The sequence below is a fragment of the Streptomyces sp. SS1-1 genome, from assembly GCF_008973465.1.
Taxonomy (GTDB): domain Bacteria; phylum Actinomycetota; class Actinomycetes; order Streptomycetales; family Streptomycetaceae; genus Streptomyces.
Genome location: NZ_WBXN01000004.1, coordinates 5,582,982 through 5,608,508, shown reverse-complemented (window position 1 = coordinate 5,608,508; position 25,527 = coordinate 5,582,982). Strand labels below are relative to the sequence as shown.

Genomic DNA, 25,527 nt, shown 5'->3' with positions numbered 1-25,527 from the left:
CCGCGCCGCTCACCGCACGGGACGGAGGCGAGGTTGCCGCCGGTCACCGTGGCGGCGAGCGGCGCGGACCAGTGACGGCGGCGATGGCGCCCCGGGCGACGCCGGTGGTTCCGGCCGACGAGAAATGGCCGCGCCGGCGCATCCGCGGCACCACCCGGCGACGAAACCCCTTCGAGACTCACCAGCACACATGAGCCCTCGAAGGGATGATCCCCCATGACCTCCCGGACCACCATCGCCGTCGCCGCTTCGGCCGGGGCCTGCGCTCTGGCCTTCGGCGTGACCGCACCCGCCGCCATGGCTGCTCCCCGGCAGGCGCAGGACACCGGCATGGTGTCCGTCTTCCACGGCATACCCGGCATGACGGTCGACGTCTACGCCAACGGCGACAAGCTGCTCGGCGACTTCAAGCCCGGCACGGTGACCGATCCGCAGTCCCTGAAGGCGGGGACCTATGACATCAAGATCTTCGAAGCGGGTCAGAGCCCCGACGGCACCCCCGCCCTGGAGAAGCAGGTGAAGGTGTCCGAGGGTGGCAACGCCACGGTCGCGGCGCACCTCTCCTCCGACGGCAAGCCGCAGTTGACGGCGTTCGTCAACGACGTCTCGAAGGTGGACGCGGGCAAGGCGCGCCTGACGGTTCGCCATGTCGCGGCCGCCCCCGCCGTCGACGTACGGGCCGGAGGACAGCCCGTCTTCACCGACCTGACCAATCCGGACGAGGACAGCGCGGCCGTCGACGCGGGCACCGTGAACGCCGACGTCGTCCTCGCCGGCACGGACACCGTCGCCATCGGCCCGGCCGACCTCGACCTCAAGGAGGGCACGAGCAACGTCGTCTACGCCTGGGGCAGCGCCGAGGACAAGAACCTGGCCCTGGCGACCCAGACCTTCAGCGGCATGGAGACGATGCCCAACGCGGCGCATGCCGGCGTCAGCGGTGCCGCCGTCACACCGAACTCCTCCGACCAGTGGCTCGCCTGGGCCGCGGCCGCCGGAGCGATCACACTGACGGGCGTCATGGTGGCCCGCCGGGTCGCCGGCCGGCGTGGCTGACGCCCCGCGACGGCTGACCGCACTGACGATGGCCGCCGCCGCCACGGCAGCCGTCCTCGCCGTATCGGCCACGCCGTCGGAGCAGGCGGCCGCACCGTCCGACTTCGGGTCGTCACCCACGGGGCAGCGGGCGGTGACGGCCCCGGCGCCCCGCGGCACCGAGTCACCGCCCGGCACGGCCGCGGCCGCGCCGCCCGAGCGCGTCCGAGTTCGCGACGCGGGCCTCGACGCCCGCGTCCAGCCGGTCGGTGTGACCGGGCGCGGAGACATGGCCGTCCCGGACGACCCCTCCGTGGCCGGGTGGTACCGCTTCGGCCCGGCGCCCGGCAGCCCCGAGGGGTCGGCCGTGCTCGTCGGGCACGTGGACGGCGAGACGGGCGCCCTCGGCGAGTTCGCCGCGCTCTACGACGTACGGCGCGGCGATCGCGTCGAGGTCCGGCGAGCGAAGGCCGCACCGGTCGTCTACCGGGTCGTCTCGCGCACCACCGTGCCCAAGGGCGCGTTGCCGGCCTCGGCGTTCCGCCGGACGGGCGATCCCGTCCTCACACTGATCACCTGTGCACCGCCCTTCGAACCCGAGCGCGGAGGCTACCTGGCCAACCTCGTCGTCACGGCGGAGCCGGTGCGCGAGTGACCCTGTGCCCGGTGCGAGCCCCGCCGCTCGCCTGACACCGCCGGTTCGACTACAGGATCGGCAGCGGCAGTTCCGCTGTTTCGCTGAGCTGGGCCCAGACCGTCTTGCCGCGGCGGGCGTGGCGGGTGCCCCACTGTTCGGCCAGTTGGGCGACGAGGAGGAGGCCGCGGCCGCCCTCGTCGAAGACGCGGGCGCGGCGCAGGTGCGGGGTGGTGCTGCTGGCGTCGGAGACCTCGAGCAGCAGGGCGCGGTCGTGGATGAGGCGCAGGCTGATCGGGGGGCGGCCGTAGCGGATGGCGTTGGTGACCAGTTCGCTGACGACCAGTTCGGCGATGAAGTCCATGTCGCCCAGTCCCCAGGCCGCGAGTTGGCGTGACACCTCTCCGCGTACGCGGCCGACCTCCGCGGGGTCGGGTTCCAGGTCCCAGGTGGCGACGCGGTCGGCGCCGAGGGCGCGGGTGCGGGCGAGGAGCAGGGCGATGTCGTCGTCCGGCTTCGTGGAGGGGAGGAGAGCCTCGAGGACCGTGTCGCAGGCCGCGTCCAGGCTCGGCGCGGGCCGGGCGAGGACCTCCTGCAGAGTGGTGAGCCCGCCCTCGATGTCGTGGGCGCGGGCCTCGATCAGGCCGTCGGTGTAGAGGGCGATGAGGCTGCCCTCCGGCAGGTCGACCTCGACCGTCTCGAACGGCAGGCCGCCGAGGCCCAGCGGCGGGCCGGGCGGCAGGTCGAGCAGCTCGGCGCGGCCGTCGCGGACCACGACGGCCGGGGGCACATGGCCGGCCCGGGCCAGGGTGCAGTGGCGGGAGATGGGGTCGTACACCGCGTACAGGCAGGTGGCACCGATGTCGCCGTCGCCCGGGCCGTCCTGGTCGCCGGACTCCTCGGCGGACAGGCGCAGCACGACGTCGTCCAGATGGGTGAGGAGTTCGTCGGGCGGCAGGTCGATGTCGGCCAGGGTGCGTACGGCGGTGCGCAGCCGGCCCATGGTGGCGGCGGCGCGGATGCCGTGGCCGACCACGTCCCCGACGACGAGGGCCACCCGCGCGCCGGACAGCGGGATGACGTCGTACCAGTCGCCGCCGACCCCGGCGTCCGAGCCGGCCGGCAGATAGCGGTAGGCGACGTCCACGGCCGACTGCAGGGGTGCGTTGCGCGGGAGGAGGCTGCGCTGGAGGGTGAGGGCGGTGGCGCGGGCGTGGGTGTAGCGGCGGGCGTTGTCGACGGCGACGGCGGCCCGGGCGGCGATCTCCTCGGCGAGGAGGAGGTCCTCGTCGTCGTAGCGGGCGGGGGTGCCGCAGCGGTGGAATTCGGCGAGACCCAGCGTGGTGCCGCGGGCGCGCAGCGGCACCACCATCGTGGAGTGGATGCTCCGCGGGTTCTCGGACCGGTCGTGCTGGTGCCGGGAGGGCCGCCCGGTGATCAGGGCGCGCTCGGTGGCCGAGCCGTCGTGGCAGCGGTGGACCTCCTGCGGCCGGACGGACGGTTCCGGAGCCTCGGCGTCCGCGGGGCCCTGGGCCATCCGGCGGAGCACGAAGGGCGTCTCCACGGCGGAGTCGTCGCCGCGCAGCAGCGGGTCGAGGAGGTCCACGGTGACGAAGTCGGCGAAGCGTTCGGCGGCGAGGTCGGCCAGTTCCTGCGCGGTGCGGTCGATGTCGAGGGTGGTGCCGATGCGCATGCTCGCCTCGTTCACCATCCGCGCCCGCCAGCGCAGCCTGCGGTCGCGCTCCTCCTGGAACGCCTCCACGCCCTGTTCGGAGACGCGGTCCACATAGGTCGTCGACATGACGGTCAGGGCCCGGGCCGCCGCGCTGACCTGCTGCGCGTCGTCGCTGAGCCGGGGCAGCTCCTCCAGGAGACGGTCGTTGACGATGCCCTGGGCCAGGCGGAACGCGCGCAGGACGGCGCTCAGCGGTGTGCCGTGACGGGCCAGCCCGAGGGAGCGTGCGGTGTCCGCGGCAGGCAGCTCGATCCGGCTCGCATCGATCTCGTGTTCGAGGCCGGAGAGGGCGGTGGAGATGTGGTCGATGACGTTCTGGGAGACGGCGCGGGCGATGTCGGGCGCTTCGTAGAGGGCGGGGAGTTCGCGCCGCAGGCACTGTTCCACCTCGGCGGAGAGCTCGCCGGCGCGCCGCCTGAGCTCCTGTGCCGCGTGCGCGAGAAGTCGGCCGGCCGAGGAATCCACACTGACGACGGTACGCCGCTCGGGCCGCCGCCTCAGACCGGGGGTGGCGCGGGGGCGGTCCGGTCGCCGGACCGGGCGCGCCCGAGCGGTCGTAGGGGCCTTCCGGGATGGGCCGGGGAACGCTGGGCTCCGGTCCTGACCTCGCGCCTCGCGGCCCGCGCCGCGCCCCCCGGGGTGGCGGGGCGCGGCGCGGTGGGCCGGACATGGTGTGCGGCCGGGCCTCAGGCCTTGCCGGGCCTCAGGCCTTCACGAGGGTCGCGTTCTTCTTCAGCTTCGCGTGGAAGTACGGCAGGGGCAGCCCGCCCAGCACGTCCACGGGCCGCAGCTCGACGAGGGTGGCCTCGACGTCCGCCTTGCCGGCCTTGAGCGTGGTCGGGGTGGGGGTGCCCTCGTTCACCCAGCGGTGCTTCTCGCCGTCGCACTCGGCGAGCGTGCCGCCGACGGGGTGGCGGGTCTCGGACTTCCGCCGGGCCACGGAGGCGCTGACGAAGACGGGGCCCTCCGCGTCGGCGCAGCGGTAGGTACCGGACACCGTGACGGTGCCGTCGGAGGCCAGGCGGATCTTCTTGTCGACGGTCACGGACTCCTTCACCTCGGCCGTGGAGTCGGTGTCGGCGGCGGGAGCCGAGGGTGCGGCGGCCAGCAGGAGCAGGACGGCGCCGGCGGTGGCGGCGAGCACGGGGCGCAGGGGCATGGGATGACCTCCCGGTGGGCGGAGTGGGGCGCTCCACTCGTACCCGGCGGGCGGGTCCGGGGCCGTGATCGTCACCCCTTCGGTGGCGAGTCCGCCCCGACCGTCGCGGGGCGGTCAGGGAGTTGTCCGCGGGGTGTCACGGTTCGCTACGGGCCGTTCCGGCGTGGGCGCGACGGGAGCATGGTCGAACCACACGGACGGCCGGCACGGCTCGTCCGGTCCATGTGGAGGTGCGCCATGTGTTCTCACCGATCCTCGTGCCCGTCCGCCCAGGCCGGCACCGCACATATGGTCACGGCACACGTGCCGGCCGCACATGTGGTCTCGGCACACCCCGAGCAGGGCTGGAGCCTGCTGTGCGACGGCTCCATCGTGTTCGACGACAGCGGCGCCCTGCTGCCCGACGGCAGTGTGGTGGCACCACACCGGGCACCGGCCGCCCGCCTCGCACAGGCGGCGTGACCCGGCCCTCCCGTGTGGTCCGGGACCACGACCGCTACGGCGGCCACGGGGGCTGCACCCGCTCCACCCGCTACGGCAGCACCGCGAACCCGTCCAGCTCCACCAGCGCCCGCTCGTCCCACAGCCGGACGACCTGGACGACCGCCATCGCCGGGTAGTCGCGTCCGGCCAGGCGCCGCCAGACGCGGCCCAGTTCGGGGGCCTGGTCGCGGTAGTCCGCCACGTCGGTGGCGTACACGGTGACGCGGGCGAGGTCGGCCGGGGTGCCGCCGGACGCCGTGAGGGCCGTCAGGAGATTGGTGAGCGCCCGCTCGAACTGCTGGGGCAGGGTCTCGCCGGTCACCTTGCCGTCGCCGTCGAGCGCGGTCTGGCCGGCCAGGAACACCACCCGTGAGCCGGTGGCGACGACCGCGTGCGAGAAGCCCGTGGGCGGGGACAGGTCGGGCGGGTTCACGCGCTCCGCGGTCACTGGGCGGCCTCCCTGCCGGCGTAGAGCTCCTTGGCGATGATCCCGCGTTGCACCTCGCTGGCGCCCTCGTAGACGCGCGGGGCGCGCACCTCGCGGTAGAGGTGTTCGAGCAGATGGCCGCGGCGCAGGGCGCGGGCGCCGTGCAGCTGGACGGCTTGGTCGACGACGTACTGCGCGGTCTCGGTGGCGAGGAGTTTCGCCATCGCCGCCCGCTTCGGGACGTCCTCGGCCCCCTCGTCGTAGGCCGTGGCCGCCGCGTACACCATGAGGCGGGCCGCCTCGGTGCGCAGGGCCATCTCGGCGACCTGGTGGGCGACGGTCTGGAGGTCCTTCAACTTGCCGCCGAAGGCGTCCCGTTCGGCGGTGTGGGCCAGCGTCGCGTCCAGGGCCGCGCGGGCCATGCCGACGGCGAAGGCGCCGACGCTGGGCCGGAACAGGTTGAGGGTGCCCATGGCGACCCGGAAGCCGCGGTCGACCTCGCCGAGCACGTCGTCGGCGGTGACGGGCACGGCGTCGAAGGTGAGGGCGCCGATGGGGTGCGGGGACAGCATGTCGAGGCTGGTCCCGCCCAGGCCGGGGCGGTCGGCGGGGACCAGGAACGCGGTGACGCCGCGGGCGCCCGCGCCGGGCGTGGTGCGGGCGAAGACGGTGTAGAAGTCGGCCTCGGGGGCGTTGGAGATCCAGCACTTCTCACCGGTGAGCCGCCAGCGGGCGGCGCCGTCGGGTTCGGCGGCCGGCTCCGACGCCCCCGCGTCCGCCCTCAGTTCCAGGGCCGCCGCGTCCGAGCCGGCCGCCGGCTCGCTCAGGGCGAAGGCGGCGATCGCGGTGCCGTCGGCCACCCTGGGGAGCCAGCGGTCGCGCTGGGCCGGGGTGCCGTGGGCGTGCACGGGGTGGGCGCCCAGGCCCTGGAGGGCGAGCGCGGTCTCGGCCTCGGTGCAGGCGTAGGCGAGGGACTCGCGCATCAGGCACAGGTCGACGGCGCCCGAGGTGAACAGCCGCTCCAACAGCCCGAGCTGCCCGAGTTCGGCGACCAGTGCGCGGTTGACGTGCCCGGGTTCACCCTTCTCCGCGAGCGGGCGCAGCCGTTCGGCGGCCAGGGTGCGCAGTTCGGCGCACCAGGCGGTCTGGGGTGGATCGAGCGAGAATGCGGGCATTGCCGACCTCCTGCGGGCCGCCCCCGGCGGACCCTTCTCGACGGGCCCGGCGAACCCTCTCGACGGGCCCCTCGACGATATCGCGCCCCATTGACTGCCGTCACCAACACGATACGCTCCTGGTGCGAGCCCACACGAAGCCCACGAGGCAAGGGGGCGAAACCGCCATGGCCGGTCTGAACCGCTCCGCGCACGTCGACACCTTCGCCAGGGACCATCTGCCCCCGCCCGACCAGTGGCCGGAGCTCGTCTTCGACCTGCCGGAGCTGCACTACCCGGACCGGCTCAACGCCGCCGCGGAACTGCTGGCGGGACCCGACGGCGACCGGCCCGTGTTCCACACCCCGGCCGGTGCCACATGGACGTACGCCACACTGCGCGCCCATGTCGACCGGCTGGCCCATGTGCTCACCGGTGACCTGGGGGTCGTCCCCGGCAACCGGGTCCTGTTGCGCGGCCCCACCACTCCCTGGCTGGCGGCGTGCTGGCTGGCGGTGCTGAAGGCGGGCGCGGTGGCCGTCACGGTGCTGGCCCAGCAGCGGCCGCACGAGCTGCGGACCATGTGCGAGATAGCCGAGGTCCGGCACGCGCTGTGCGACGTCCGGGCCGTGGACGACCTCGCCAAGGCCGAGGTGCCGGGGCTGCGCATCACGACGTACGGCGGTGACGGCCCCGACGACCTGCTGCACCGGCCCGCGCCCGACACGCCGTTCCGGGCGGCGGACACCGCCGCCGACGACGTGGCGCTCATCGCCTTCACCTCGGGGACCACCGGGCGGCCCAAGGGCTGTCTGCACTTCCACCGGGATGTGCTCGCGATCTCCGACACCTTCTCCGCACATGTGCTGCGGCCCCATGAGGACGACGTCTTCGCGGGCAGTCCCCCGCTGGGGTTCACGTTCGGGCTGGGCGGGCTCGTGGTCGTCCCGCTGCGGGCGGGCGCCAGCGCCCTGCTGCTGGAACAGGCGGGGCCCAAGCAGTTGTTGCCGGCGATCGCCGAGCACCGGGTGTCCGTGCTGTTCACCGCGCCGACGGCGTACCGGGCGATGCTGGACGCGCTCGACGGGCACGACGTCTCGTCGCTGCGGCGCTGCGTGTCGGCGGGCGAGAACCTGCCCGCCGCGACCTGGCGGGCCTGGCACGAGCGGACCGGGCTGCGGGTCATCAACGGCATCGGCGCCACCGAGCTGCTGCACATCTTCATCTCGGCGGCCGACGAGCGGATCAGGCCCGGGACGACCGGGGTGGCCGTGCCCGGCTGGCAGGCGCGGGTCGTCGACGCCGAGGGCCGGGAGGTGCCGGACGGGGAGCCGGGGCTGCTGGCGGTGCGCGGGCCGGTGGGGTGCCGCTATCTCGGCGACCCGCGTCAGCGGGACTATGTGCGCCACGGCTGGAACATCACGGGCGACACATATGTCCGCGACACCGACGGCTACTTCCGGTACGTCGCCCGCGCCGACGACATGATCATCTCGGCCGGGTACAACATCGCGGGTCCGGAGGTCGAGGAGGCCCTGCTGCGGCACCCGGACGTGCTGGAGACGGCCGTCGTGGGGCGCGCCGACGAGGCACGCGGCCAGGTCGTCGTGGCGTACGCGGTGCTGCGGGAGGGGGCGCGCCGGGACGCGGAGGCGCTGCGCGCGTTCGTCAAGGCGGAGCTGGCGCCGTACAAGTGTCCTCGGGAGATCGTCTTCCTGGACGCGCTGCCGCGTACCGCGACCGGCAAGCTCCAGAGGTTCCGGCTGCGCGGTGCCGGTGACCTGCCCGGCGACCGGCAGTGATCCGCACGACCTAAGATGATCAACGTGTCCGACCAGCATGCACCACGGTCTCTCATCGTCACGCTCTACGGCGCCTACGGCCGCCATATGCCCGGCCCCGTACCGGTGGCCGAGCTGATCAGACTGCTGGCGGCGGTGGGCGTCGACGCGCCCTCCGTCCGCTCGTCGGTGTCCCGGCTGAAGCGGCGCGGCCTGCTGCTGCCGGCCCGGACGGACCGGGGCGCGGCGGGCTACGAACTGTCGTCCGAGGCCCGCCAGTTGCTCGACGACGGTGACCGCCGTATCTACGCGACCGCGCCGCCGGAGGACGAGGGCTGGGTGCTCGCGGTGTTCTCGGTGCCGGAGTCGGAGCGGCAGAAGCGGCATGTCCTGCGCTCGCGGCTGGCCGGGCTCGGCTTCGGGACGGCGGCGCCGGGTGTGTGGATCGCGCCCGCCCGGTTGCACGAGGAGGCGCGGCACAGCCTGGAGCGGCTGCGGCTCGACGCGTACGTGGACTTCTTCCGCGGGGAGCATCTCGGTTTCGCGCCGACCGCCGAGGCCGTCGCCCGCTGGTGGGACCTGGCCGCGATCGCGAAGGAGCACGAGGCGTTCCTCGACCGGCACGCGCGCGTGCTGCGCGCCTGGGAGCGGCGGGCGGACACCGATCCGGAGGAGGCGTACCGCGACTATCTGCTCGCGCTGGACTCCTGGAGGCATCTGCCGTACGTCGATCCGGGGCTGCCCGCGCGGCTGCTGCCGCCGCACTGGCCGGGCGCGCGGTCGGCCGCCGTCTTCCGCGGGCTGCACGAGCGGCTGCGGGACGCGGGGGCCGTGTTCGCCGGTCTGTGAGCCTTCCGCGGGTCAGCCGCCGAGGGTGAGGCGGGGTTTCGGGGCGTCGGTGCGGCCGGTCTGCGGGCGGCGGCTGCCCGCCCGGTAGGGGGCCGGCCAGACGGCGCCCGGACCGGTGTACCCCTGTTCGGCGGCCGCGTGCAGGGTCCAGTGCGGGTCGTAGAGGTGGGGCCGGGCGAGGGCGCACAGGTCGGTGCGGCCCGCGAGGATCAGCGAGTTGACGTCGTCCCAGGAGGAGATGGCGCCGACGGCGATCACCGGGCGACCGGTGGCGTGCCGGATCCGGTCGGCGTACGGCGTCTGGTAGGACCGCCCGAACTCGGGCCGTTCGTCGGCGACGACCTGCCCGGTGGAGACGTCGATGGCGTCGGCGCCATGGGCGGCGAAGGTGCGGGCGATGTCCACGGCGTCGTCGGCGCTGGTGCCGCCCTCGGCCCAGTCGGTGGCGGAGATGCGGACGGTCATGGGCCGTTCCTCGGGCCAGACGGCGCGGACGGCGTCGAAGACCTCCAGCGGGAAGCGGAGCCGCCGGTCGAGGGAGCCGCCGTAGGCGTCGGTGCGCCGGTTGGTGAGCGGGGAGAGGAAGCCGGAGAGAAGATAGCCGTGGGCGCAGTGCAGTTCGAGGAGGTCGAAGCCGGCGCGGGCGGCCCGCCAGGCGGCGGCCGTGAACTGCTCGCGGATGTCGGTGAGCTGGGAGCGGGTGAGTTCGCGTGGGGTCGGGGAGTCGGGCCGGTACGGGATCGGGGAGGCCGCGACGAGGGGCCAGCCGCCTTCCTCCAGCGGCTCGTCCATGCCCTCCCACATCAGTTTGGTGGAGCCCTTGCGGCCGCTGTGGCCGAGTTGGACGCCGATGGCGGTGCCGGGGGCCTGGGTGTGCACGAAGCGGACGACGCGTTTCCACGCCTCGGCCTGCCGGCCGGTGTAGAGGCCCGCGCAGCCGGGGGTGATGCGGCCCTCGGGGCTGACGCACACCATCTCGGTCATGACCAGTCCGGCGCCGCCGAGGGCGCGGGCGCCGAGGTGGACGAGGTGGAAGTCGCCGGGGACGCCGTCGGTGGCGGAGTACATGTCCATCGGGGACACCACGACGCGGTTGCGCAGGGTCAGTCCGCGCAGCCGGAACGGGGTGAACATGGGGGGTGTGCCGGGCGGGCAGCCGAAGTCGCGTTCCACGGCCTCGGTGAAGGAGGCGTCGCGCAGCCGCAGGTTGTCGTGGGTGACGCGGCGGCTGCGGGTGAGCAGGTTGAACGCGAACTGGCGGGGCGGCTGGTCGAGGTAGAGGCCGATGTTCTCGAACCATTCGAGGCTGGCGCGGGCGGCGCGCTGCGTGGAGGCGACGACGGGTCTGCGTTCGGCTTCGTAGGCGGCGAGCGCGGCGGGGACGTCGGGCTGTTCGGTCAGGCAGGCGGCGAGCGCGAGGGCGTCCTCGACGGCGAGTTTGGTGCCGGAGCCGATGGAGAAGTGGGCGGTGTGGGCGGCGTCCCCGAGGAGGACGACGTTGCCGTGCGACCAGTGCTCGTTGACGACCGTGCGGAAGCTGGTCCAGGCCGACTTGTTGGACGTCAGGGGGCGCCCGCCGAGGGCGTCGGCGAAGATCTTGGCGCAGCGCGCGAGGGACTCCTGCTCGTCGAGTTCGTCGAACCCGGCGGCCCGCCACACCTCTTCGCGCATCTCCACGATCACGGTGGAGGCGTCGGTGGCATAGGGATAGCCGTGCAGTTGCATCACGCCGTGCTCGGTCTCGGCGATCTCGAAGCGGAAGGCGTCGAAGGCGAAGTCGGCGGCGAGCCAGATGTAGCGGCAGCGGTGGGTGGCCACATGGGGGCGGAACACATGGCTGTAGGTGTCGCGGGTGGTGCTGTGCACACCGTCGGCGGCGACGACGAGGTCATGGGTGGCGGCCAGCCGGTCCACGTCCGGGGCCTCGGAGCGGAACCGGAGTTCGACGCCGAGGTCGTGGCACCGGTCGTGGAGGATCTGCAGGAGGCGTTTGCGGCCGAGGGCGGCGAAGCCGTGGCCGCCGGAGGTCTGGCGGGTGCCGGCGTGCACGATGTCGATGTCGTCCCAGCGGACGAAGTGCCGCTGGAGCGCGGCGTACACGACGGGGTCGGCGTGCTCGATGCCGCCGAGGGTCTCGTCGGAGAGGACGACGCCGAAGCCGAAGGTGTCGTCGGGGGCGTTGCGCTCCCAGACGGTCACCTGGCGGGCGGGGTCGAGGCGCTTGAGGAGCGCCGCCGCGTAGAGGCCGCCGGGGCCGCCGCCGACGACGGCGACGCGCAGGGGGCTGTCGGGGCTGTCCTGGGCGGCCATGGTCACCGCCCCCGCCACTTGGGGGGCCGCTTCTCGGTGAAGGCGGCGTGGAACTCGGCGTAGTCCTCGCCGTTCATGAGGAGGGCCTGGGTGGAGGCGTCCATCTCGACGGCCGCCGCGAGCGGCATGTCGAGTTCGGCGGTGAGGAGCGCCTTGGTCTGGGCGTACGCGAGGGCGGGGCCGTCGGCCAGGCGGCGGGCCAGGGCCTGGGCGGCCTCGTCGGCCCGTCCCTCCTCGGTCAGCTCGCTGATCAGGCCGATCCGCTCGGCCTCGGGGGCGCGGACCGTGTCACCGAGCATCAGCAGGCGGGTGGCGTGGCCGAGGCCGACGACGCGGGGCAGCAGATAGGCGGCGCCCATGTCGCCGCCGGAGAGGCCGACCCGGGTGAAGAGGAAGGCGAACCGGGCGGTGGGGTCGGCGACCCGGAAGTCGGCGGCGAGGGCGAGGACGGCACCGGCTCCGGCGGCCACGCCGTGCAGGGCGGCGATCACCGGGAACGGGCACTCCCGTACGGCCCGGACGACCTGGCCGGTCATCCGGTTGAAGTCGAGGAGCTGGGCGGTGTCCATGGACAGGGTCGCGCCGATGATGTCGTCGACGTCGCCGCCGGAGCAGAAGCCGCGGCCCTCGCCGGCCAGGACGAGGGCGCGGACCGCCCGCTCCCGGGAGAGTTCGGCGAGCAGGTCGCGCAGGTCGGCGTAGGCGCCGAAGGTGAGCGCGTTCAGCTTGTCGGGGCGGGCCAGGGTGACGGTGGCGACTCCGTCGGCGTGCTCGACCCGCAGATGCTCCCAGTCGGGGGTGCGGGCGGCGGAGCCGGTGAAGGGACTCATGACGTGCGGCCTCCCCAGGGCGGACGGCGGGCACTGCCTCGGTGAGCTCACCCCTTCGAGCTCACTCCCGAAGTTATCACTCATCTTTGACTGTCGTCACGACCGCGCGATAAGCCGTTCGGGCGCGCTCGACGGCGACGGGGCGTGACCTGCGGCTGTCACATCCGTCACGACTCGTCGACGCGCGTGTAACGGCAAGGCTCCGGCGGGCGGGCCGGGTGCCGGCGTGGGTATGCCGCCCAGCAGCCGGGGCGATGGCCCCGGGCGGTGCCCGCCGGTCGTTCGGACGGACGGCGCCGTACCATTCATAAGGTTGAAAGCAGGACAGCCTGCTCATGAACGGACCCGCCTTGCACGATCGCCCTCTGTCCTCCGCCTCCTGGCGCGTCGCGCTGCCGCACACCGCCGCGGCCGTGCCGGTCGCGCGCGCCCTGGTCCGTACGGCGCTGGCGGAGCTGGAGCACGCCGCGGACTGCGACACCGCGGAGCTGCTGACGGCGGAGCTGGTCGCGAACGCCGTGGAGCACACGCCGGGCGACGGCCCGATCGAGCTGGTGGTGGCCCTGCACCCGTCGGGCTGCCAGGTCGAGGTCCACGACCCGGACCCGGCGCCGCCGGGGCATCTGACGCGGCCCGTGGTGGAGGAGCCCGACCCGTGGCAGGAGCACGGCCGGGGCCTGCTGCTGATCCGGGCGCTCAGCTCGTCGTGCGGCCACCGCCCGACGGAGTCCGGCAAGGCGGTCTGGTTCCGCCTGCCGGCCGTGCCCGCCCAGCGCCGGCCGCACTGACCAGGGGCGCTCAGCCCATGGTCGCCACCAGGACCGCCTTGATCGTGTGCAGGCGGTTCTCCGCCTCGTCGAAGACCACCGAGTGCTCCGACTCGAAGACCTCGTCGGTGACCTCCAGGGAGGTCAGGCCGTGGGAGGCGTGGATCTCCTGGCCGACCTTCGTGCCGAGGTCGTGGAAGGCCGGCAGGCAGTGCAGGAACTTGACGTCCGGGTTGCCGGTGGCCCGCAGGACGTCCATGGTCACGGCGTAGGGGCCGAGGGCGGCGATCCGCTCGTCCCAGACCTCCTTGGGCTCGCCCATGGACACCCAGACGTCGGTGGCGACGAAGTCGGCGCCGAGGACGCCCTCGTCGGCCTTCTCGGTGAGGGTGACGCGGGCGCCGCTGACGGCGGCGAGCTCCTGCGCGCGCTCGACGACCGACGCGGCCGGCCAGTACGCCTGCGGGGCGACGATCCTGACGTCCATGCCCAGCAGGGCGCCGGTGATCAGGTAGGAGTTGCCCATGTTGAAGCGGGCGTCGCCCAGGTAGGCGAAGGAGATGTCCGTGACGGGCTTGGCGGAGTGCTCGGTCATGGTGAGCACGTCGGCCAGCATCTGGGTGGGGTGCCAGTCGTCGGTGAGGCCGTTGAAGACGGGCACGCCCGCGAAGGCGGCCAGCTTCTCGACCTTGGCCTGGCTGTCCCCCCGGTACTCGATCCCGTCGTACATCCGTCCGAGGACCCGGGCGGTGTCCTTCACGGACTCCTTGTGGCCGATCTGGGAGCCCGCAGGGTCCAGGTAGGTCGTGGAGGCGCCCTGGTCGGCGGCGGCGACCTCGAAGGCGCAGCGGGTGCGCGTCGAGGTCTTCTCGAAGATCAGGGCGATGTTCCGGCCGCGCAGATACTGGGTCTCGTCCCCGGCCTTCTTGGCCGCCTTCAGCTCGGCGGCCAGCTCGACGAGCCCGAGGAACTCCTCCCGGGTGAAGTCGAGCTCCTTGAGGAAGGGGCGGCCGGCGAGGGCGGTCGGGACAGTCGCCATGGGGGCGCTCCAGGGATGCGGGGGACTAGGACGGTGGAAGTCTATACGAACTTCAGAATTTATATACGGTACCCTCCGCCACGACCTTCCCGCTCACCTGCCCGTCCCGTCTAGACGGGGTCGCGCTCGATCGGGCAGCTCATGCAGCGCGGTCCACCCCTCCCCCGGCCCAGTTCGCTGCCCGGGATCTCTATCACCTCGACGCCCTGCTTGCGCAGATGCGTGTTGGTGGTGGCGTTGCGCTCGTAGGCGACGACGACGCCGGGCTCGACGGCGAGGACGTTGCAGCCGTCGTCCCACTGCTCGCGTTCGGCGGAGTGGACGTCCTGGGTGGCGGTCAGCACACGGATCTCGCTGAGGCCGAGGGCGGCGGCGATCGCGCGGTGCATGTGCTCGGGCGGATGGTCGGTGACCTTCAGCTCCTTGTCGCCGGCGCCCGGTTCGATCGTGTAGGAGCGGAGCATGCCGAGCCCGGCGTACTGGGTGAAGACGTCGCCGTCGACCTGGGTCATCACGGTGTCGAGGTGCATCAGGGCCCGCCGCTTGGGCATGTCGAGGGCGACGATCGTACGGGCCGATCCGGCGGCGAACAGCTTGTGGGCGAGCATCTCGACGGCCTGCGGGGTGGTGCGCTCGCTCATGCCGATGAGGACGGCGCCCCTGCCGATCACCAGGACGTCGCCGCCCTCGATGGTGGACGGGTAGTCGGCCTGCCCCTCGGACCAGACGTGGAAGTCCTCGTCACGGAAGAGGGGGTGGTGCCGGTAGATCGCCTCGAAGTGCACGGTCTCGCGCTGCCGGGCCGGCCAGCGCATCGCGTTGACGGAGACGCCGTCGTAGATCCAGGCGGAGGTGTCCCGGGTGAAGAGGTGGTTGGGCAGCGGTGCGAGGAGGAAGTCGTCGAGCTCCATGACGTGGAAGCGCACCGAGATCGGCTCGGTGTGCGCGTCCAGGAACTCGCGCTTGGTCATGCCGCCGACCAGCGCCTCGGCGAGCTCGGGCGCGGGCAGCCCCTCGAAGGCGGCACGGAGGTGGTCGGTGGCGAGCACCCCGTACTCCTTCTCGTCGAAGACCCGGTCGAGGACGAGCTTCCGGGCCGCCGGGATGTCCAGGGCCTCGGTGAGCAGGTCGCCGAAGAGATGGACCTCGACCCCGCGGTCACGCAGCACGTCCGCGAACCCGTCGTGCTCGGCGCGCGCCCGGCGCACCCAGAGCACGTCGTCGAAGAGCAGGGCGTCCTTGTTGCTGGGGGTGAGCCTTTTGAGCTCCAGATCGGGCCGGTGAAGGATGACGCGGCGCAGCCGCCCGGCCTCGGAGTCGACATGCAGTCCCATGACTCCATCCTGACCAAAGGGGGGCGCGTTCACCCCCTCCTTGCCGACGACAGCCCGACGACTTCTTTTCGTCCTCTTGACGACAAGTGGCGCGAGCCGTTATCGTCGTCATGACGAGAAAGAGGGGGCAGGCTCCATGGCCGACATCACCCGGCGCCTCGGCTGGCGCCATCTGCGCGGTGCGCCCACCGCGCACATCCGCCACCACCGCGGCGGACAGCTGCTGCACGACGGCCCCGGCCTCAGCTTCTGGTACCGGGCGCTGACCGCCGCGCTCTCCGAGGTCCCCGTCGACGACCGGGAGCTGGCGATGACGTTCCACGCCCGCACCGCCGACTTCCAGGACGTGGCCGTGCAGGCGACCGTCACCTACCGCATCAGCGACCCCGCGGTCGCCGCGGCCCGCCTGGACTTCTCCATCGACCCGGACACCGGCGTCTGGCGGGGCGCCCCGCTGGAGCAGCTCGGAACGCTCCTGACGGAGACGGCCCAGCAGCACGCCCTGGACGTCCTGGCCCGTACGCCGCTGGCGGCGGCCCTGGCCGACGGGGTCACCGCGGTACGGGAGCGGGTCGCGGCCGGCCTGGCCGGGGAGCCCCGGCTGCCGGGGACCGGCATCGAGGTCGTCGCCGTCCGGGTGGTGGCCCTGCGCCCCGAGCCCGAGGTGGAGCGGGCGCTGCGCACCCCGGCCCGGGAGCAGATCCAGCAGGAGGCCGACCGGGCGACGTACGAACGGCGGGCGGTGGCCGTCGAGCGGGAGCGGGCGATCGCCGAGAACGAGCTGGCCAGCCAGATCGAACTCGCCCGCCGCGAGGAGCGGCTGGTCGACCAGCGCGGCACCAACGCGCGCCGCGAGGCCGAGGAGGGCGCCGCCGCGGACGCCGTGCGCGCCGAGGCGGAGGCCGCCCGCACGGTACGGCTCGCGGAGGCGGAGGCGGCCCGGACCGTACGGCTCGCCGAGGCGGAGGCCACCCGGTCCGTACGGCTCGCGCGGGCCGAGGCCGAGGGGGCGCGCGAGGTCGGCGAGGCGAAGGCGCAGGCCCAGGCGGCCTGGCTGCGGGTGCACGCCGATGTGGACGTGGCAACCCTGCACGCGCTCACCGGGACCCGGCTGGCGGAGAACCTGCCGCGCATCGACAGCGTCACCGTGACGCCGGACGTGCTGACCGGACTGCTCAGCCGGCTGGGAGCGCGGGAGTGAGCCTCGCCCCGCGGGTGGTCCTCGTGCACCGCACCACCGAGTACCAGGAGCTGGTGGCCCGGCACGGCACCCACGGCCAGGCCGCCTTCTTCCTCTCCTCCCGGGGCCGGGACATCGAGGAGATCGCGGACCGGCACCACCGCACCCGCCGGGCGCTGGCCAAGGTCGCCGCGGCGGTCCCGCTGACCTGGCGGCAGGCCCGGGTGGAACGCGCCGACCTGGACCGCTTCCTGTTCGCGCCGGAGGACGTGGTGGTCGTCGTCGGGCAGGACGGGCTCGTCGCGAACGTCGCCAAGTACCTGGCCGGGCAGCCCGTGGTGGGCATCGACACCTGGGTCTGGAGGACGACGGGGGTGTCGTCGAGGCCCAGGCCTCGTCCGGGGTGATCGTCGGGACCGGCACGGGGGCGACCGGCTGGCTGCGGTCGGTGTGGCAGGAGCGGGGAGGGCGGCCCGCGCTGCCCTCCCCCACGGAGGAGCGCCTGCTGTGGTTCGTGCGGGAGGCCTGGCCGTCCCCCGCCACCGGGACGTCCCTGGTGGCAGGGGAACTGGCCGCCGCCGGGCGGCTCACCCTGACCGTCGAGTCCGAACGGCTGGTGGCGTTCGGGGACGGCATGGAGTCGGACGCCGTGGAGCTGACGTGGGGGCAGACGGTCCGGGTCGGGGTGTGCCCGGACCGGCTGCGCCTCGCCGGCTGAGCGTCACAACCGCGGGTCGACCGGCTCCGACTCCAGCGCCAGCACCCCGAACACCGCCTCGTGGACCCGCCACAGCGGCTCGCCCCCGGCCAGCCGGTCCAGGGCCTCCAGACCGAGCGCGTACTCGCGCAGGGCCAGGGAGCGCTTGTGGTTCAGGAACCGCTTGCGCAGCCGCTCCAGGTTCTCCGGGCGCGTGTACTCCGGGCCGTAGATGATCCGCAGGTACTCGCGTCCCCGGCACTTGATGCCGGGCTGCACCAGCCGGCCCCGCCCGTCGCGCACCACCGCGCCGAGCGGCTTGACGACCATGCCCTCGCCGCCGCGCCCGGTCATCTCCAGCCACCAGTCGACGCCCGCCCGGACCGACTCCGGGTCACCGGTGTCGACGTACAGGCGCCGGGTGGTGCCCAGCAGACCGCTGCCGTCGTGCTCCACGAGCCGGTCGAGGAGCGCGAGCTGCTCGTCGTGCGGGAGCCCGGCGAGGCTGCGGCCCTGGACGGCCAGGAGCTGGAAGGGCGCGAGGCGTACGCCGTCCAGGCCGTCCGTCGTCCAGCAGTAACGGCGGTACGCCTCGGTGAACGCGGCCGCGTCCGACGCCCGTTCCCGCTGGCGCGCCAGCAGCGCCGACACGTCGACGCCCCGTCCTGCGGCGCCCTCCAGCGCGGCGAGGGCAGCGGGGAACACCGCTCCGGCCGCGGCACCGACCGCCGCGTACTGCGAGCGCAGCAGCCCGGCGGCCTTCAGCGACCACGGCATCAGCTCGGCGTCGAGCAGCAGCCAGTCGGTCTCCAGCTCGGCCCACAGACCGGCCTCGCCGGCCGCCGTGCGCAGCCGGTCCAGGATCGCCTCCGTGACCGCCGGGTCGTCGAAGAACGGACGGCCCGTGCGGGTGTAGAGGGAGCCGGTCACGCCGTCCGCCACGCCGAAGTGCCGGCGCGCCGCCTCGGCGTCGCGGCACACCAGGGCCACGGCCCGCGAGCCCATGTGCTTCTCCTCGCACACGACCCGCTCGACGCCGTCCGCCGCGTACTGCGCGAACGCCTCCACGGGGTGCTCGAGGTAGCCGTCGACCGCCGAGGTCGCCGTCGGCGCCATGGTCGGCGGCAGATACGGCAGCAGCCGCGGGTCGACCGCGAAACGGCTCATGACCTCCAGGGCCGCCGCCGCGTTCTCCTCGCGGATCGCGACCCGACCGTGGTGACGGGTCTCCACCACACGGCGTCCGTGCACGTCGGCCAGGTCCAGCGGCCGGCCGTCCTGCCCGCCCGGGGCCTCCGTGCGCAGCGGCCGGGCCGGCTCGTACCAGACCTGCTCGGCGGGCACGTCGACCAGCTCGCGCTCCGGCCAGCGCAGCGCGGTCAGCTTGCCGCCGAAGACGGCACCGGTGTCCAGGCAGATGGTGTTGTTCAGCCACGTGGCCTCGGGGACCGGGGTGTGGCCGTACACCACGGCCGCGCGGCCCCGGTAGTCCTCCGCCCACGGGTAGCGCACCGGCAGCCCGAACTCGTCGGTCTCGCCGGTGGTGTCGCCGTACAGGGCGTGGCTGCGGACCCGGCCGGAGGTACGGCCGTGGTACTTCTCGGGCAGACCGGCGTGGCAGACGACCAGCCTGCCGCCGTCGAGCACATAGTGGCTGACGAGCCCGTCGATGAACTCCCGCACCTCGGCGCGGAACTCCTCGCTCTCCCCCTCCATCTGCTCGATGGTCTCGGCGAGTCCGTGCGTGTGCTGGACGTTGCGGCCCTTGAGGAAACGCCCGTACTTGTTCTCGTGGTTGCCGGGCACGCACAGCGCCTGACCCGACTTGACCATGCCCATCACGCGCCGCAGGACGCCCGGGCTGTCCGGGCCGCGGTCGACGAGGTCGCCGACGAAGACCGCGGTACGGCCCTCGGGGTGCACGCCGTCCACGTAGCCCAGCTTGCCGAGCAGCGCGTCCAGTTCGGACGCGCAGCCGTGCACGTCACCGATGATGTCGAACGGCCCGGTGAGGTGGGTGAGGTCGTTGAAGCGCTTCTCGGTGACGACGGACGCGTGCTCCACCTCGTCGGCGCCGCGCAGGACGTGCACCTTGCGGAAGCCCTCGCGCTCCAGGTGCCGCAGGGAGCGGCGCAGTTCGCGGATGTGCCGCTGGATGACGCGGCGCGGCATGTCGGCGCGGTCCGTGCGGGCCGCGTTGCGCTCGGCGCACACGTCCTCGGGCACGTCGAGCACGATGGCTATGGGCAGCACGTCGTACCGCTTGGCGAGCTCGATGAGCTGCCGACGCGCGTCCTGCTGCACGTTGGTGGCGTCGACGACGGTGCGGCGGCCGGCCGCCAGGCGCTTGCCCGCGATGTAGTGCAGGACGTCGAAGGCGTCGCGGCTGGCGCTCTGGTCGTTCTCGTCGTCGGCGACCAGGCCCCGGCAGAAGTCGGAGGAGATCACCTCGGTGGGCTTGAAGTGCCAGCGGGCGAACGTCGACTTGCCGGAGCCGGAGGCGCCGACGAGGACGACGAGGGAGAGGTCGGTGACGGGCAGGACCCGCCCGTTCGCGGTCCCGGTCCGGTTCTCGGTCCGGTTCTCGGTCATGCGGCCTTCGCCTCCTTCTTCCCGTCGGTCACGTCACGTGCGAACACGGCCATCTGCGTCGGCGGCCCCACCTCGGGATCGTCGGGTCCCACCGGTACGAACTCCACGCCGTAGCCGTGCCGTTCGGCGACAGCCATGGCCCAGGCGCGGAACTCCTCGCGCGTCCACTCGAAGCGGTGGTCGCCGTGCCGGACGTGCCCGGCGGGCAGGCTCTCCCAGCGGACGTTGTACTCGACGTTCGGCGTGGTCACGAGGACGGTGCGGGGGCGGGCCGCGCCGAACACCGCGTACTCCAGGGCGGGCAGCCGGGGCGGGTCGACGTGCTCGACGACCTCGCTGAGCACGGCCGCGTCGTACCCCTTGAGCCGGCTGTCGGTGTAGGCGAGGGAGCCCTGGAGGAGCTTCACGCGCGCGGCCTGCCGCTCCCCCATCCGGTCCAGCTTCAGCCGCCGCCCGGCGATCGTGAGCGCCCGCACCGACACGTCGACGCCGACGATCTCGGTGTACGCCGGGTCCTTGAGCAGCGCCTGCACCAACTGGCCCTGGCCGCACCCGAGGTCGAGCACACGGGTGGCACCGGCCGCCCGCAGCGCGGTGAGGATGGCCTCGCGGCGCCGCACGGCGAGCGGGGCCGGCTTCTCCTCGGTCTCCGTCTCCTCGGCGACCGCGTTGTCGATCTCCTCGACCTCGCTGTCGTCGGTCTCGGCGAGCCGGACCAGCTCCAGCCGCTCCATCGCGGCCCGCGTCAGCGACCAGCGGCGCGCGAGGTAGCGGCTGGTGATCAGCTTCTGCTCGGGGTGGTCCGGCAGCCAGCCCTCACCGGCGCGCAGCAGCTTGTCGACCTCGTCGGGGGCGACCCAGTAGTGCTTGGCGTCGTCGAGGACGGGGAGCAGCACGTACAGGTGCCGCAGGGCCTCGGCGAGGGTCAGGGTCGCCGACTCCAGGACGAGCCGGACGTAGCGCGAGTCGCCCCACTCGGGGAACCGCTCGTCCAGCGGCACCGGTTCGGCGGTGACGTCCCAGCCGAGCGGCTCGAACAGACGCCGTACGAGCGCGACGCCGCCCCGCGCCGGCAGCGACGGCACCTCGACGCGCAGCGGAAGCGGACGCGCGGCCAGCTCCGGGCGGGCCGTGCACACGCCCCGCATCGCGCTGGAGAACACCGCGCTCAGCGCCACGGCCAGCAGCGAAGAGGCCGCGTACGGACGGTCGTTGACGTACTGGGCGAGCGCCGCGTCGGGGGCGCCGCCCCGTCCCTTGCCCTTGCCGCGCCGGACCAGCGCCACCGCGTCGACCTCCAGCAGCAGCGCCGCCGTGCAGCGTTCGGCATCCGCCTCGGGGTACAGGACGTGGGCCGTGCCGAAGGAGGTGGAGAACGCCTGCGATTTCTCGGGATGCTTGTGCAGCAGGTAACCGAGATCGGTGGCCGGGCGCTCCGGGGTGCCGGTGGTGGTGAGGGTCAGGAACACGGTGGAAGACCTTGACGTAGTGGTCTGAACTGCGGATACGCACACCGTATCGAGCGGGCGCCGACGGCACCCGGGAATTTCGGGCGCACGACGACGCCCCGGGGACCCGTTCCTCCCCGGGGCGTGCGGACGCGAGGGTCCGGTGGGTGTTACGACAGCTGCGACTGGACCTGGGCGGAGATCAGCTCCAGGTGGTCGAGGTCGTGCAGGTCGAGCATCTGCAGGTAGATCCGCTGCGAACCGGCCTCCTGGTAGCGGCCGATCTTCTCCACGACCTCGGCGGGCGAACCGGCCAGCCCGTTCTCCTTCAGCTCGTCGACCTCGCGGCCGATGGCGGCGGCGCGGCGGGCGACCTCCTGGTCGTCCTTGCCGACGCAGACGACGAGGGCGTTCGAGTAGACGAGGTCCTCGGGGCGGCGGCCGGCCGCGCGGACGGCTTCGCGGACCCGGCCGAACTGCCGCTCGGAGTCCTCGATGGAGGCGAACGGCATGTTGAACTCGTCGGCGTACCGGCCCGCGAGGCGAGGCGTGCGGGTGGCGCCGTGGCCGCCGATGAGCACCGGGATCCGGTCCTGGGCAGGCTTGGGCAGGGCCGGCGAGTCGGTGAGCGTGTAGTACTCGCCCTGGAAGTCGAAGGTCTCGCCGAGCTTGGTCTCCCACAGCCCCGTGACGATGGCGAGCTGCTCCTCCAGACGCCCGAACTTCTCCTTCGGGAAGGGGATGCCGTACGCCTTGTGCTCCTCCTCGTACCAGCCCGCGCCGAGGCCGAGTTCGACGCGTCCGCCGGACATCTGGTCGACCTGCGCGACCTGGATGGCGAGCACACCGGGCAGCCGGAAGGTGGCGGCGGTCATCAGGGTGCCGAGGCGGATGCGCCGGGTCTCGCGGGCGAGGGCGGCGAGCGTGATCCAGGCGTCGGTGGGGCCGGGCAGGCCGTCCACGTCACCCATCTTCAGATAGTGGTCGGAGCGGAAGAAGGCGTCGAACCCGAGGTCCTCGGTGGCCTTCGCCACGGTGAGCAGCGTCTCGTAGGTCGCCCCCTGCTGGGGCTCGGTGAAGATACGGAGATCCATGCCTCCATCCTGCACGCCCGCGCGCACTCCGGCCGCCCGGGGCCCCGCGCGCTCCCCTGCCACGGTCGGGTGAATCCCGCCGGTGCCGTGGCCGTCCGCCGCGCGGCCGGTGACCGGCCCGGACGATGATCGTTGGCCCGGACGGAGCCGGACCACCCGGCTCTCTCCCCGGCCGGTCGACGCCGGGGTGTCCTGTGCCGGCCCACTGCCGTTGGGGGGGGCCGCGGGTCGGAGGAGGCCGTCGTGTCCGAGGAGTTCGAGCCACCGGCGGGTGGCGGGGGGACCGGTCGCCCGAAGGGGCTGCTGGAGCAGATGGAGGAACTGATGGCGGCCCTGAACGCCGACTTGTCGGCGCTGGACGCCGATCTCCAGTCATCGGGGGGCGGGGGCGGCTTACGGGGTGCGGGGCCAGGGGCGGAGGGGGCTGGCTGACGACGCGGGCGGCGGGCCGGGGGGGGCGGTGTGAGGGGCTGGCGTGAGGGGCTGGCGTGAGGGCCGGCGCCGGGGGCCCGGCGTGAGGGGCCGGGCCGGTCGGTCCGAGGGAGCCGGTCCCGGTGGCCGGACCGAGGGGCGGACCCAGGGGCGGACCGATGAGGTCGGTCCCAGACGGGCGGCCCGATGAGGTCGGTCCCAGACGGGCGGACCGAGGGGTGCGGTCCGGTTCGAGCCCCGTCGGGGGACGGCCCGGCGCCGTGCCGGGGCCGAAGGGGGTGCAAGGAGTCAGCCCGCCTCCCGGTCCGCCAGGACCTCGTCTCGGTCCGCCAGTCTGCGGAGCATCTCCAGGACGCGGTCGCGGGACTCGTCGGCGGCGTCGATGGCCTCCATGCAGCGCCAGTACGTCGTCTCGTCGTCGGCGGAGCTGGCCACGCCGACCAGGGCGATCCCGGCCTCGCCCAGAAGGCTGCCCAGGTTCATCAGGGCCTGCCGCGCGTCGCCCAGCTCGGTGAGCTGGGCGGCGCGTAACGCGCCCTCCGCGAGGTCCGGGATCTCCAGGACGCCGCAGCCGCGTCCCGCGAGCTCGGTCAACCCGATGGCCTCACCGCGCAGTTCGGGCGGTCCGTAGACGGCGAGCCGGCTGCCGATGGCCTGCGCGAGTGCCTGGGCCTGCCACACCTCGGTCATGATGTCCGGCGCGCCGCCGCTGCCGGCCAGCGCTCGCCTGCTGTTCACGATCAGCCGCACCGCGTCCATCGCAGTCCCCGTCCGTCTGGACGCGCTGCCCACACGTCCACCTGAACCCCGAACTCCCTGCTTCATTACCCAGAGTGAAGGGAGTTGAGACGAAAAGCCAGAGGAAGACGGAAATCTGCGGACAACTTTTCGGATACGGGCCGCCGATCCGCCACGGAGAGTGAAAGTGGAACTATTCACTCAGCGGGTGGAGGACGCTCGCCGGGACGCGGGAACCTCCGCTCGTTCCGGTCGATCTTCGCGTCCAGCGCGGCCAGCGGGTCGACGCCGAGCACCTCGCACAGCTGGAGCAGATACGCCAGGACGTCCGCGACCTCGTCCCGCACCCGGGCCGCCGTATCGGCGTCGTCCATGACGCGGGCGGACTCCTCCGGGGTCAGCCACTGGAAGATCTCCTGGAGTTCGGCGGCCTCCACACCGAGCGCGGAGACGAGGTTCTTCGGCGTGTGGTACGGCTGCCAGTCGCGCGCGGCGGCGAACTCCGCGAGCCTGCGCTGGAGTCCGGCCACATCGAGGGGTTCGGTCACGCCTTCAGGTGTACCACCGTCACGCCGTCCGTCTCCGCCAGGCCCGAGGGGTCGCTGACCGACCCGACCAGCCGGATGTGCCCCCGTGCCCCCATGCGCGCCGCGAGCCCCGTCAACTCGGATCGCTGCACGGGGTCCAGGCCCCGGTCGAGGCCGTCCGCGAGGACGCCCAGCGTCTGCAGGGCGGCGGGCACCTCGCGGACCGGGTCGACCTCCAGGACACCGGGTCCGGTCAGCAGCACCAGCGACAGCGCCAGATAGCGCAGTTCGCCGTATCCGAGCCGGCCGAGCGCGGTGCGGACGCCGTCGCCCCGGTCGAGCAGGGCGCGGACGGTCCCGTCCGGCAGCAGTTCGGCGGCGACGTCCGTCACCGGGCCGGTGCATCCCGCGCGGGCGGCGGCGACGAGCCGGGCGTGCCGTCGTGTGCACTCGGAGCGCGTGCGCCACAGCACGTCGGCGAGGTTGTCGCAGCCGCCGAGCAGCCGTCCGGAGCCGACCGGGACCTCGGCCCGCATCCGTTCGGGCACGGGATCGCAGACGAACACCGAGCGCAGCGCCACCACCAGTTGCTCGGCCGCCGCGAGGACCCGCCGCTGCCCGTCCGTCGTCCCGGCCACCCGCAGCGGCAGCAGCGCGGTGCCGAGCCGGTCGTCGGGGAGCGGGGCCCGTGTCACCGGGGTCTGCCCGGCCGTGTGCCAGGCGGCCTGCACACTGCGCCGGCCCGGGTCGCGCAGGGCCGTCTCCAGGAGGACGACACCGCCCGCCGTCAACCGCTCCCCCACGATCCGCAGTTCGGGCTCCGCCTGCACGGCCACGTCGAGCCGCACCGGGCCCTCCGGGCCGTCGGCGGTGCAGCCGATACGGAAGCCCCGCCGCCGCTGGGCGTCCGGGCGCGCCCGCTCCGGGACGCAGGCCGCGGGGTCGGGGAACGCCTCCCCGACGGTCCGGCCGCCGGCGAGCCCGGCGAGTGCCTCGTACGCCCGCAGCGCGGTCGTCTTGCCGGAGCCGCTGGGTCCCGCGAGGAACGTGCACGGGCCGAGCGGGAACACGGCACGGCGGTGCCCGGCGAACGCGGACAGCCGCAGTTCGACGACGTGGGGCCGGGGCGGGTCGGGCGGGCCTTCGCCCGGACGCTCCTCGGCGGGTTCGTCCGCCGGGGCGGGGCTGGGCGGGTGTGCCGCCACCCCCGTCCGACGGCCCTGGGGCGGCACGGACACGGCACCGGAGACAGAGGAAAGGCCCATGCCGGGGACCGTAGAGC

Annotated in this window: 22 protein-coding genes and 1 pseudogene; 9 read left to right on the top strand and 14 right to left on the bottom strand. The window is 73.6% G+C overall.

Going from position 1 to position 25,527, the window contains the following annotated elements; translation table 11 throughout:
* The first annotated feature begins 216 nt into the window (after positions 1-216).
* Positions 217-1,056 (top strand): DUF4397 domain-containing protein, encoded by an 840-nt coding sequence (locus F8R89_RS27070; protein WP_151786384.1) that lies wholly within the window; start codon positions 217-219, stop codon positions 1,054-1,056.
* A complete protein-coding gene (locus F8R89_RS36890; RefSeq protein ID WP_225994505.1) occupies positions 1,049-1,690 on the top strand; it encodes a class F sortase in 642 nt (213 codons plus the stop codon). Before F8R89_RS27070 ends, F8R89_RS36890 begins: the two co-directional genes overlap by 8 nt.
* 49 nt (positions 1,691-1,739) lie before the next feature.
* Here the strand turns inward: F8R89_RS36890 and F8R89_RS27060 are convergent, their stop codons facing one another.
* The gene (locus tag F8R89_RS27060) at positions 1,740-3,869 is read right to left on the bottom strand and encodes a SpoIIE family protein phosphatase (protein ID WP_151786383.1); all 2,130 of its coding nucleotides are present in this window, start codon (positions 3,867-3,869) and stop codon (positions 1,740-1,742) included.
* Between the two features lie 238 nt (positions 3,870-4,107).
* Complete coding sequence (locus F8R89_RS27055; protein ID WP_151786382.1) at positions 4,108-4,563, bottom strand: DUF6299 family protein; 456 nt, start codon at positions 4,561-4,563, stop codon at positions 4,108-4,110.
* Positions 4,564-4,800: 237 nt separating this feature from the next.
* On the opposite strand from F8R89_RS27055, the gene F8R89_RS36315 reads away from it, so the two are divergent.
* Entirely contained in the window at positions 4,801-5,025 is a 225-nt protein-coding gene (locus F8R89_RS36315) for a DUF5999 family protein (RefSeq protein WP_192806245.1), read from the top strand.
* A gap of 70 nt (positions 5,026-5,095) precedes the next feature.
* Here F8R89_RS36315 and F8R89_RS27050 read toward each other — a convergent pair whose 3' ends face one another.
* Complete coding sequence (locus F8R89_RS27050; RefSeq protein ID WP_151786381.1) at positions 5,096-5,494, bottom strand: RidA family protein; 399 nt, start codon at positions 5,492-5,494, stop codon at positions 5,096-5,098.
* Positions 5,491-6,648 (bottom strand): acyl-CoA dehydrogenase family protein, encoded by a 1,158-nt coding sequence (locus tag F8R89_RS27045; protein ID WP_151786380.1) that lies wholly within the window; start codon positions 6,646-6,648, stop codon positions 5,491-5,493. Before F8R89_RS27045 ends, F8R89_RS27050 begins: the two co-directional genes overlap by 4 nt.
* A gap of 167 nt (positions 6,649-6,815) precedes the next feature.
* Here F8R89_RS27045 and F8R89_RS27040 point away from each other — a divergent pair, with 167 nt between their 5' ends.
* Both F8R89_RS27040 and F8R89_RS27035 read left to right on the top strand, forming a co-directional pair.
* Entirely contained in the window at positions 6,816-8,429 is a 1,614-nt protein-coding gene (locus F8R89_RS27040) for an AMP-binding protein (protein ID WP_192806244.1), read from the top strand.
* 15 nt (positions 8,430-8,444) lie between these two features.
* On the top strand, positions 8,445-9,257 hold the full coding sequence (locus tag F8R89_RS27035) for a PaaX family transcriptional regulator C-terminal domain-containing protein (RefSeq protein ID WP_151786379.1): 813 nt from the start codon (positions 8,445-8,447) through the stop codon (positions 9,255-9,257).
* Positions 9,258-9,269: 12 nt separating this feature from the next.
* Here the strand turns inward: F8R89_RS27035 and F8R89_RS27030 are convergent, their stop codons facing one another.
* Both F8R89_RS27030 and F8R89_RS27025 read right to left on the bottom strand, forming a co-directional pair.
* A complete protein-coding gene (locus F8R89_RS27030) occupies positions 9,270-11,567 on the bottom strand; it encodes a bifunctional salicylyl-CoA 5-hydroxylase/oxidoreductase (RefSeq protein WP_225994504.1) in 2,298 nt (765 codons plus the stop codon).
* 2 nt (positions 11,568-11,569) lie between these two features.
* Positions 11,570-12,397 carry an enoyl-CoA hydratase family protein gene (locus tag F8R89_RS27025; RefSeq protein WP_108709145.1) on the bottom strand — a complete coding sequence of 276 codons (828 nt, stop codon included), beginning with the start codon at positions 12,395-12,397 and terminating at the stop codon, positions 11,570-11,572.
* 335 nt (positions 12,398-12,732) lie between these two features.
* Between F8R89_RS27025 and F8R89_RS27020 the strand changes: the two genes are divergently transcribed.
* Positions 12,733-13,185, top strand: a complete 453-nt coding sequence (locus tag F8R89_RS27020) for an ATP-binding protein (RefSeq protein WP_151786378.1) — start codon at positions 12,733-12,735, stop codon at positions 13,183-13,185.
* 10 nt (positions 13,186-13,195) lie between these two features.
* Here F8R89_RS27020 and argF read toward each other — a convergent pair whose 3' ends face one another.
* Complete coding sequence (gene argF, locus F8R89_RS27015; protein ID WP_151786377.1) at positions 13,196-14,203, bottom strand: ornithine carbamoyltransferase; 1,008 nt, start codon at positions 14,201-14,203, stop codon at positions 13,196-13,198.
* Positions 14,204-14,313: 110 nt separating this feature from the next.
* Positions 14,314-15,537 (bottom strand): arginine deiminase, encoded by a 1,224-nt coding sequence (locus F8R89_RS27010; RefSeq protein ID WP_151786376.1) that lies wholly within the window; start codon positions 15,535-15,537, stop codon positions 14,314-14,316.
* A gap of 136 nt (positions 15,538-15,673) precedes the next feature.
* Here F8R89_RS27010 and F8R89_RS27005 point away from each other — a divergent pair, with 136 nt between their 5' ends.
* Together F8R89_RS27005 and F8R89_RS27000 are read left to right on the top strand one after the other, a co-directional pair.
* Complete coding sequence (locus tag F8R89_RS27005) at positions 15,674-16,738, top strand: SPFH domain-containing protein (protein WP_151786375.1); 1,065 nt, start codon at positions 15,674-15,676, stop codon at positions 16,736-16,738.
* Positions 16,735-17,435, top strand: a pseudogene (locus tag F8R89_RS27000) (hypothetical protein). The gene F8R89_RS27005 and the pseudogene F8R89_RS27000 overlap by 4 nt, the downstream one beginning before the upstream one ends.
* Positions 17,436-17,438: 3 nt before the next feature.
* Here the strand turns inward: F8R89_RS27000 and F8R89_RS26995 are convergent.
* The 3 genes from F8R89_RS26995 to F8R89_RS26985 all read right to left on the bottom strand — a co-directional run bounded on the left by F8R89_RS26995 (position 17,439) and on the right by F8R89_RS26985 (position 22,548).
* Positions 17,439-20,006 carry a polynucleotide kinase-phosphatase gene (locus F8R89_RS26995; RefSeq protein ID WP_151786374.1) on the bottom strand — a complete coding sequence of 856 codons (2,568 nt, stop codon included), beginning with the start codon at positions 20,004-20,006 and terminating at the stop codon, positions 17,439-17,441.
* On the bottom strand, positions 20,003-21,475 hold the full coding sequence (locus F8R89_RS26990; protein WP_151786373.1) for a 3' terminal RNA ribose 2'-O-methyltransferase Hen1: 1,473 nt from the start codon (positions 21,473-21,475) through the stop codon (positions 20,003-20,005). The genes F8R89_RS26995 and F8R89_RS26990 overlap by 4 nt, the downstream gene beginning before the upstream one ends.
* A 149-nt stretch (positions 21,476-21,624) precedes the next feature.
* A complete protein-coding gene (locus F8R89_RS26985) occupies positions 21,625-22,548 on the bottom strand; it encodes an LLM class F420-dependent oxidoreductase (RefSeq protein WP_151786372.1) in 924 nt (307 codons plus the stop codon).
* Between the two features lie 243 nt (positions 22,549-22,791).
* Here F8R89_RS26985 and F8R89_RS36885 point away from each other — a divergent pair, with 243 nt between their 5' ends.
* A complete protein-coding gene (locus tag F8R89_RS36885) occupies positions 22,792-22,980 on the top strand; it encodes a hypothetical protein (protein WP_151786371.1) in 189 nt (62 codons plus the stop codon).
* A 288-nt stretch (positions 22,981-23,268) separates the two neighbouring features.
* Here the strand turns inward: F8R89_RS36885 and F8R89_RS26975 are convergent, their stop codons facing one another.
* The 3 genes from F8R89_RS26975 to F8R89_RS26965 all read right to left on the bottom strand — a co-directional run bounded on the left by F8R89_RS26975 (position 23,269) and on the right by F8R89_RS26965 (position 25,510).
* On the bottom strand, positions 23,269-23,739 hold the full coding sequence (locus F8R89_RS26975; protein ID WP_151786370.1) for a DUF6099 family protein: 471 nt from the start codon (positions 23,737-23,739) through the stop codon (positions 23,269-23,271).
* Positions 23,740-23,915: 176 nt separating this feature from the next.
* Entirely contained in the window at positions 23,916-24,266 is a 351-nt protein-coding gene (locus tag F8R89_RS26970; RefSeq protein ID WP_151786369.1) for a nucleotide pyrophosphohydrolase, read from the bottom strand.
* The gene (locus tag F8R89_RS26965) at positions 24,263-25,510 is read right to left on the bottom strand and encodes an ATP-binding protein (protein ID WP_151786368.1); all 1,248 of its coding nucleotides are present in this window, start codon (positions 25,508-25,510) and stop codon (positions 24,263-24,265) included. Before F8R89_RS26965 ends, F8R89_RS26970 begins: the two co-directional genes overlap by 4 nt.
* Positions 25,511-25,527 lie beyond the last annotated feature (17 nt).

Excerpts from the sequence above, each read along its gene's own strand:
- F8R89_RS27070 (WP_151786384.1), top strand. The coding sequence starts at position 217 with ATGACCTCCCGGACCACCATCGCCGTCGCCGCTTCGGCCGGGGCCTGC.
- F8R89_RS27055 (WP_151786382.1), bottom strand. The coding sequence starts at position 4,563 with ATGCCCCTGCGCCCCGTGCTCGCCGCCACCGCCGGCGCCGTCCTGCTC.
- F8R89_RS36315 (WP_192806245.1), top strand. The coding sequence starts at position 4,801 with ATGTGTTCTCACCGATCCTCGTGCCCGTCCGCCCAGGCCGGCACCGCA.
- F8R89_RS27045 (WP_151786380.1), bottom strand. The coding sequence starts at position 6,648 with ATGCCCGCATTCTCGCTCGATCCACCCCAGACCGCCTGGTGCGCCGAA.
- F8R89_RS27040 (WP_192806244.1), top strand. The coding sequence starts at position 6,816 with ATGGCCGGTCTGAACCGCTCCGCGCACGTCGACACCTTCGCCAGGGAC.
- F8R89_RS27035 (WP_151786379.1), top strand. The coding sequence starts at position 8,445 with ATGATCAACGTGTCCGACCAGCATGCACCACGGTCTCTCATCGTCACG.
- F8R89_RS27030 (WP_225994504.1), bottom strand. The coding sequence starts at position 11,567 with ATGGCCGCCCAGGACAGCCCCGACAGCCCCCTGCGCGTCGCCGTCGTC.
- F8R89_RS27025 (WP_108709145.1), bottom strand. The coding sequence starts at position 12,397 with ATGAGTCCCTTCACCGGCTCCGCCGCCCGCACCCCCGACTGGGAGCAT.
- F8R89_RS27020 (WP_151786378.1), top strand. The coding sequence starts at position 12,733 with ATGAACGGACCCGCCTTGCACGATCGCCCTCTGTCCTCCGCCTCCTGG.
- argF (WP_151786377.1), bottom strand. The coding sequence starts at position 14,203 with ATGGCGACTGTCCCGACCGCCCTCGCCGGCCGCCCCTTCCTCAAGGAG.
- F8R89_RS27010 (WP_151786376.1), bottom strand. The coding sequence starts at position 15,537 with ATGGGACTGCATGTCGACTCCGAGGCCGGGCGGCTGCGCCGCGTCATC.
- F8R89_RS27005 (WP_151786375.1), top strand. The coding sequence starts at position 15,674 with ATGGCCGACATCACCCGGCGCCTCGGCTGGCGCCATCTGCGCGGTGCG.
- F8R89_RS26995 (WP_151786374.1), bottom strand. The coding sequence starts at position 20,006 with ATGACCGAGAACCGGACCGAGAACCGGACCGGGACCGCGAACGGGCGG.
- F8R89_RS26985 (WP_151786372.1), bottom strand. The coding sequence starts at position 22,548 with ATGGATCTCCGTATCTTCACCGAGCCCCAGCAGGGGGCGACCTACGAG.
- F8R89_RS26975 (WP_151786370.1), bottom strand. The coding sequence starts at position 23,739 with ATGGACGCGGTGCGGCTGATCGTGAACAGCAGGCGAGCGCTGGCCGGC.
- F8R89_RS26965 (WP_151786368.1), bottom strand. The coding sequence starts at position 25,510 with ATGGGCCTTTCCTCTGTCTCCGGTGCCGTGTCCGTGCCGCCCCAGGGC.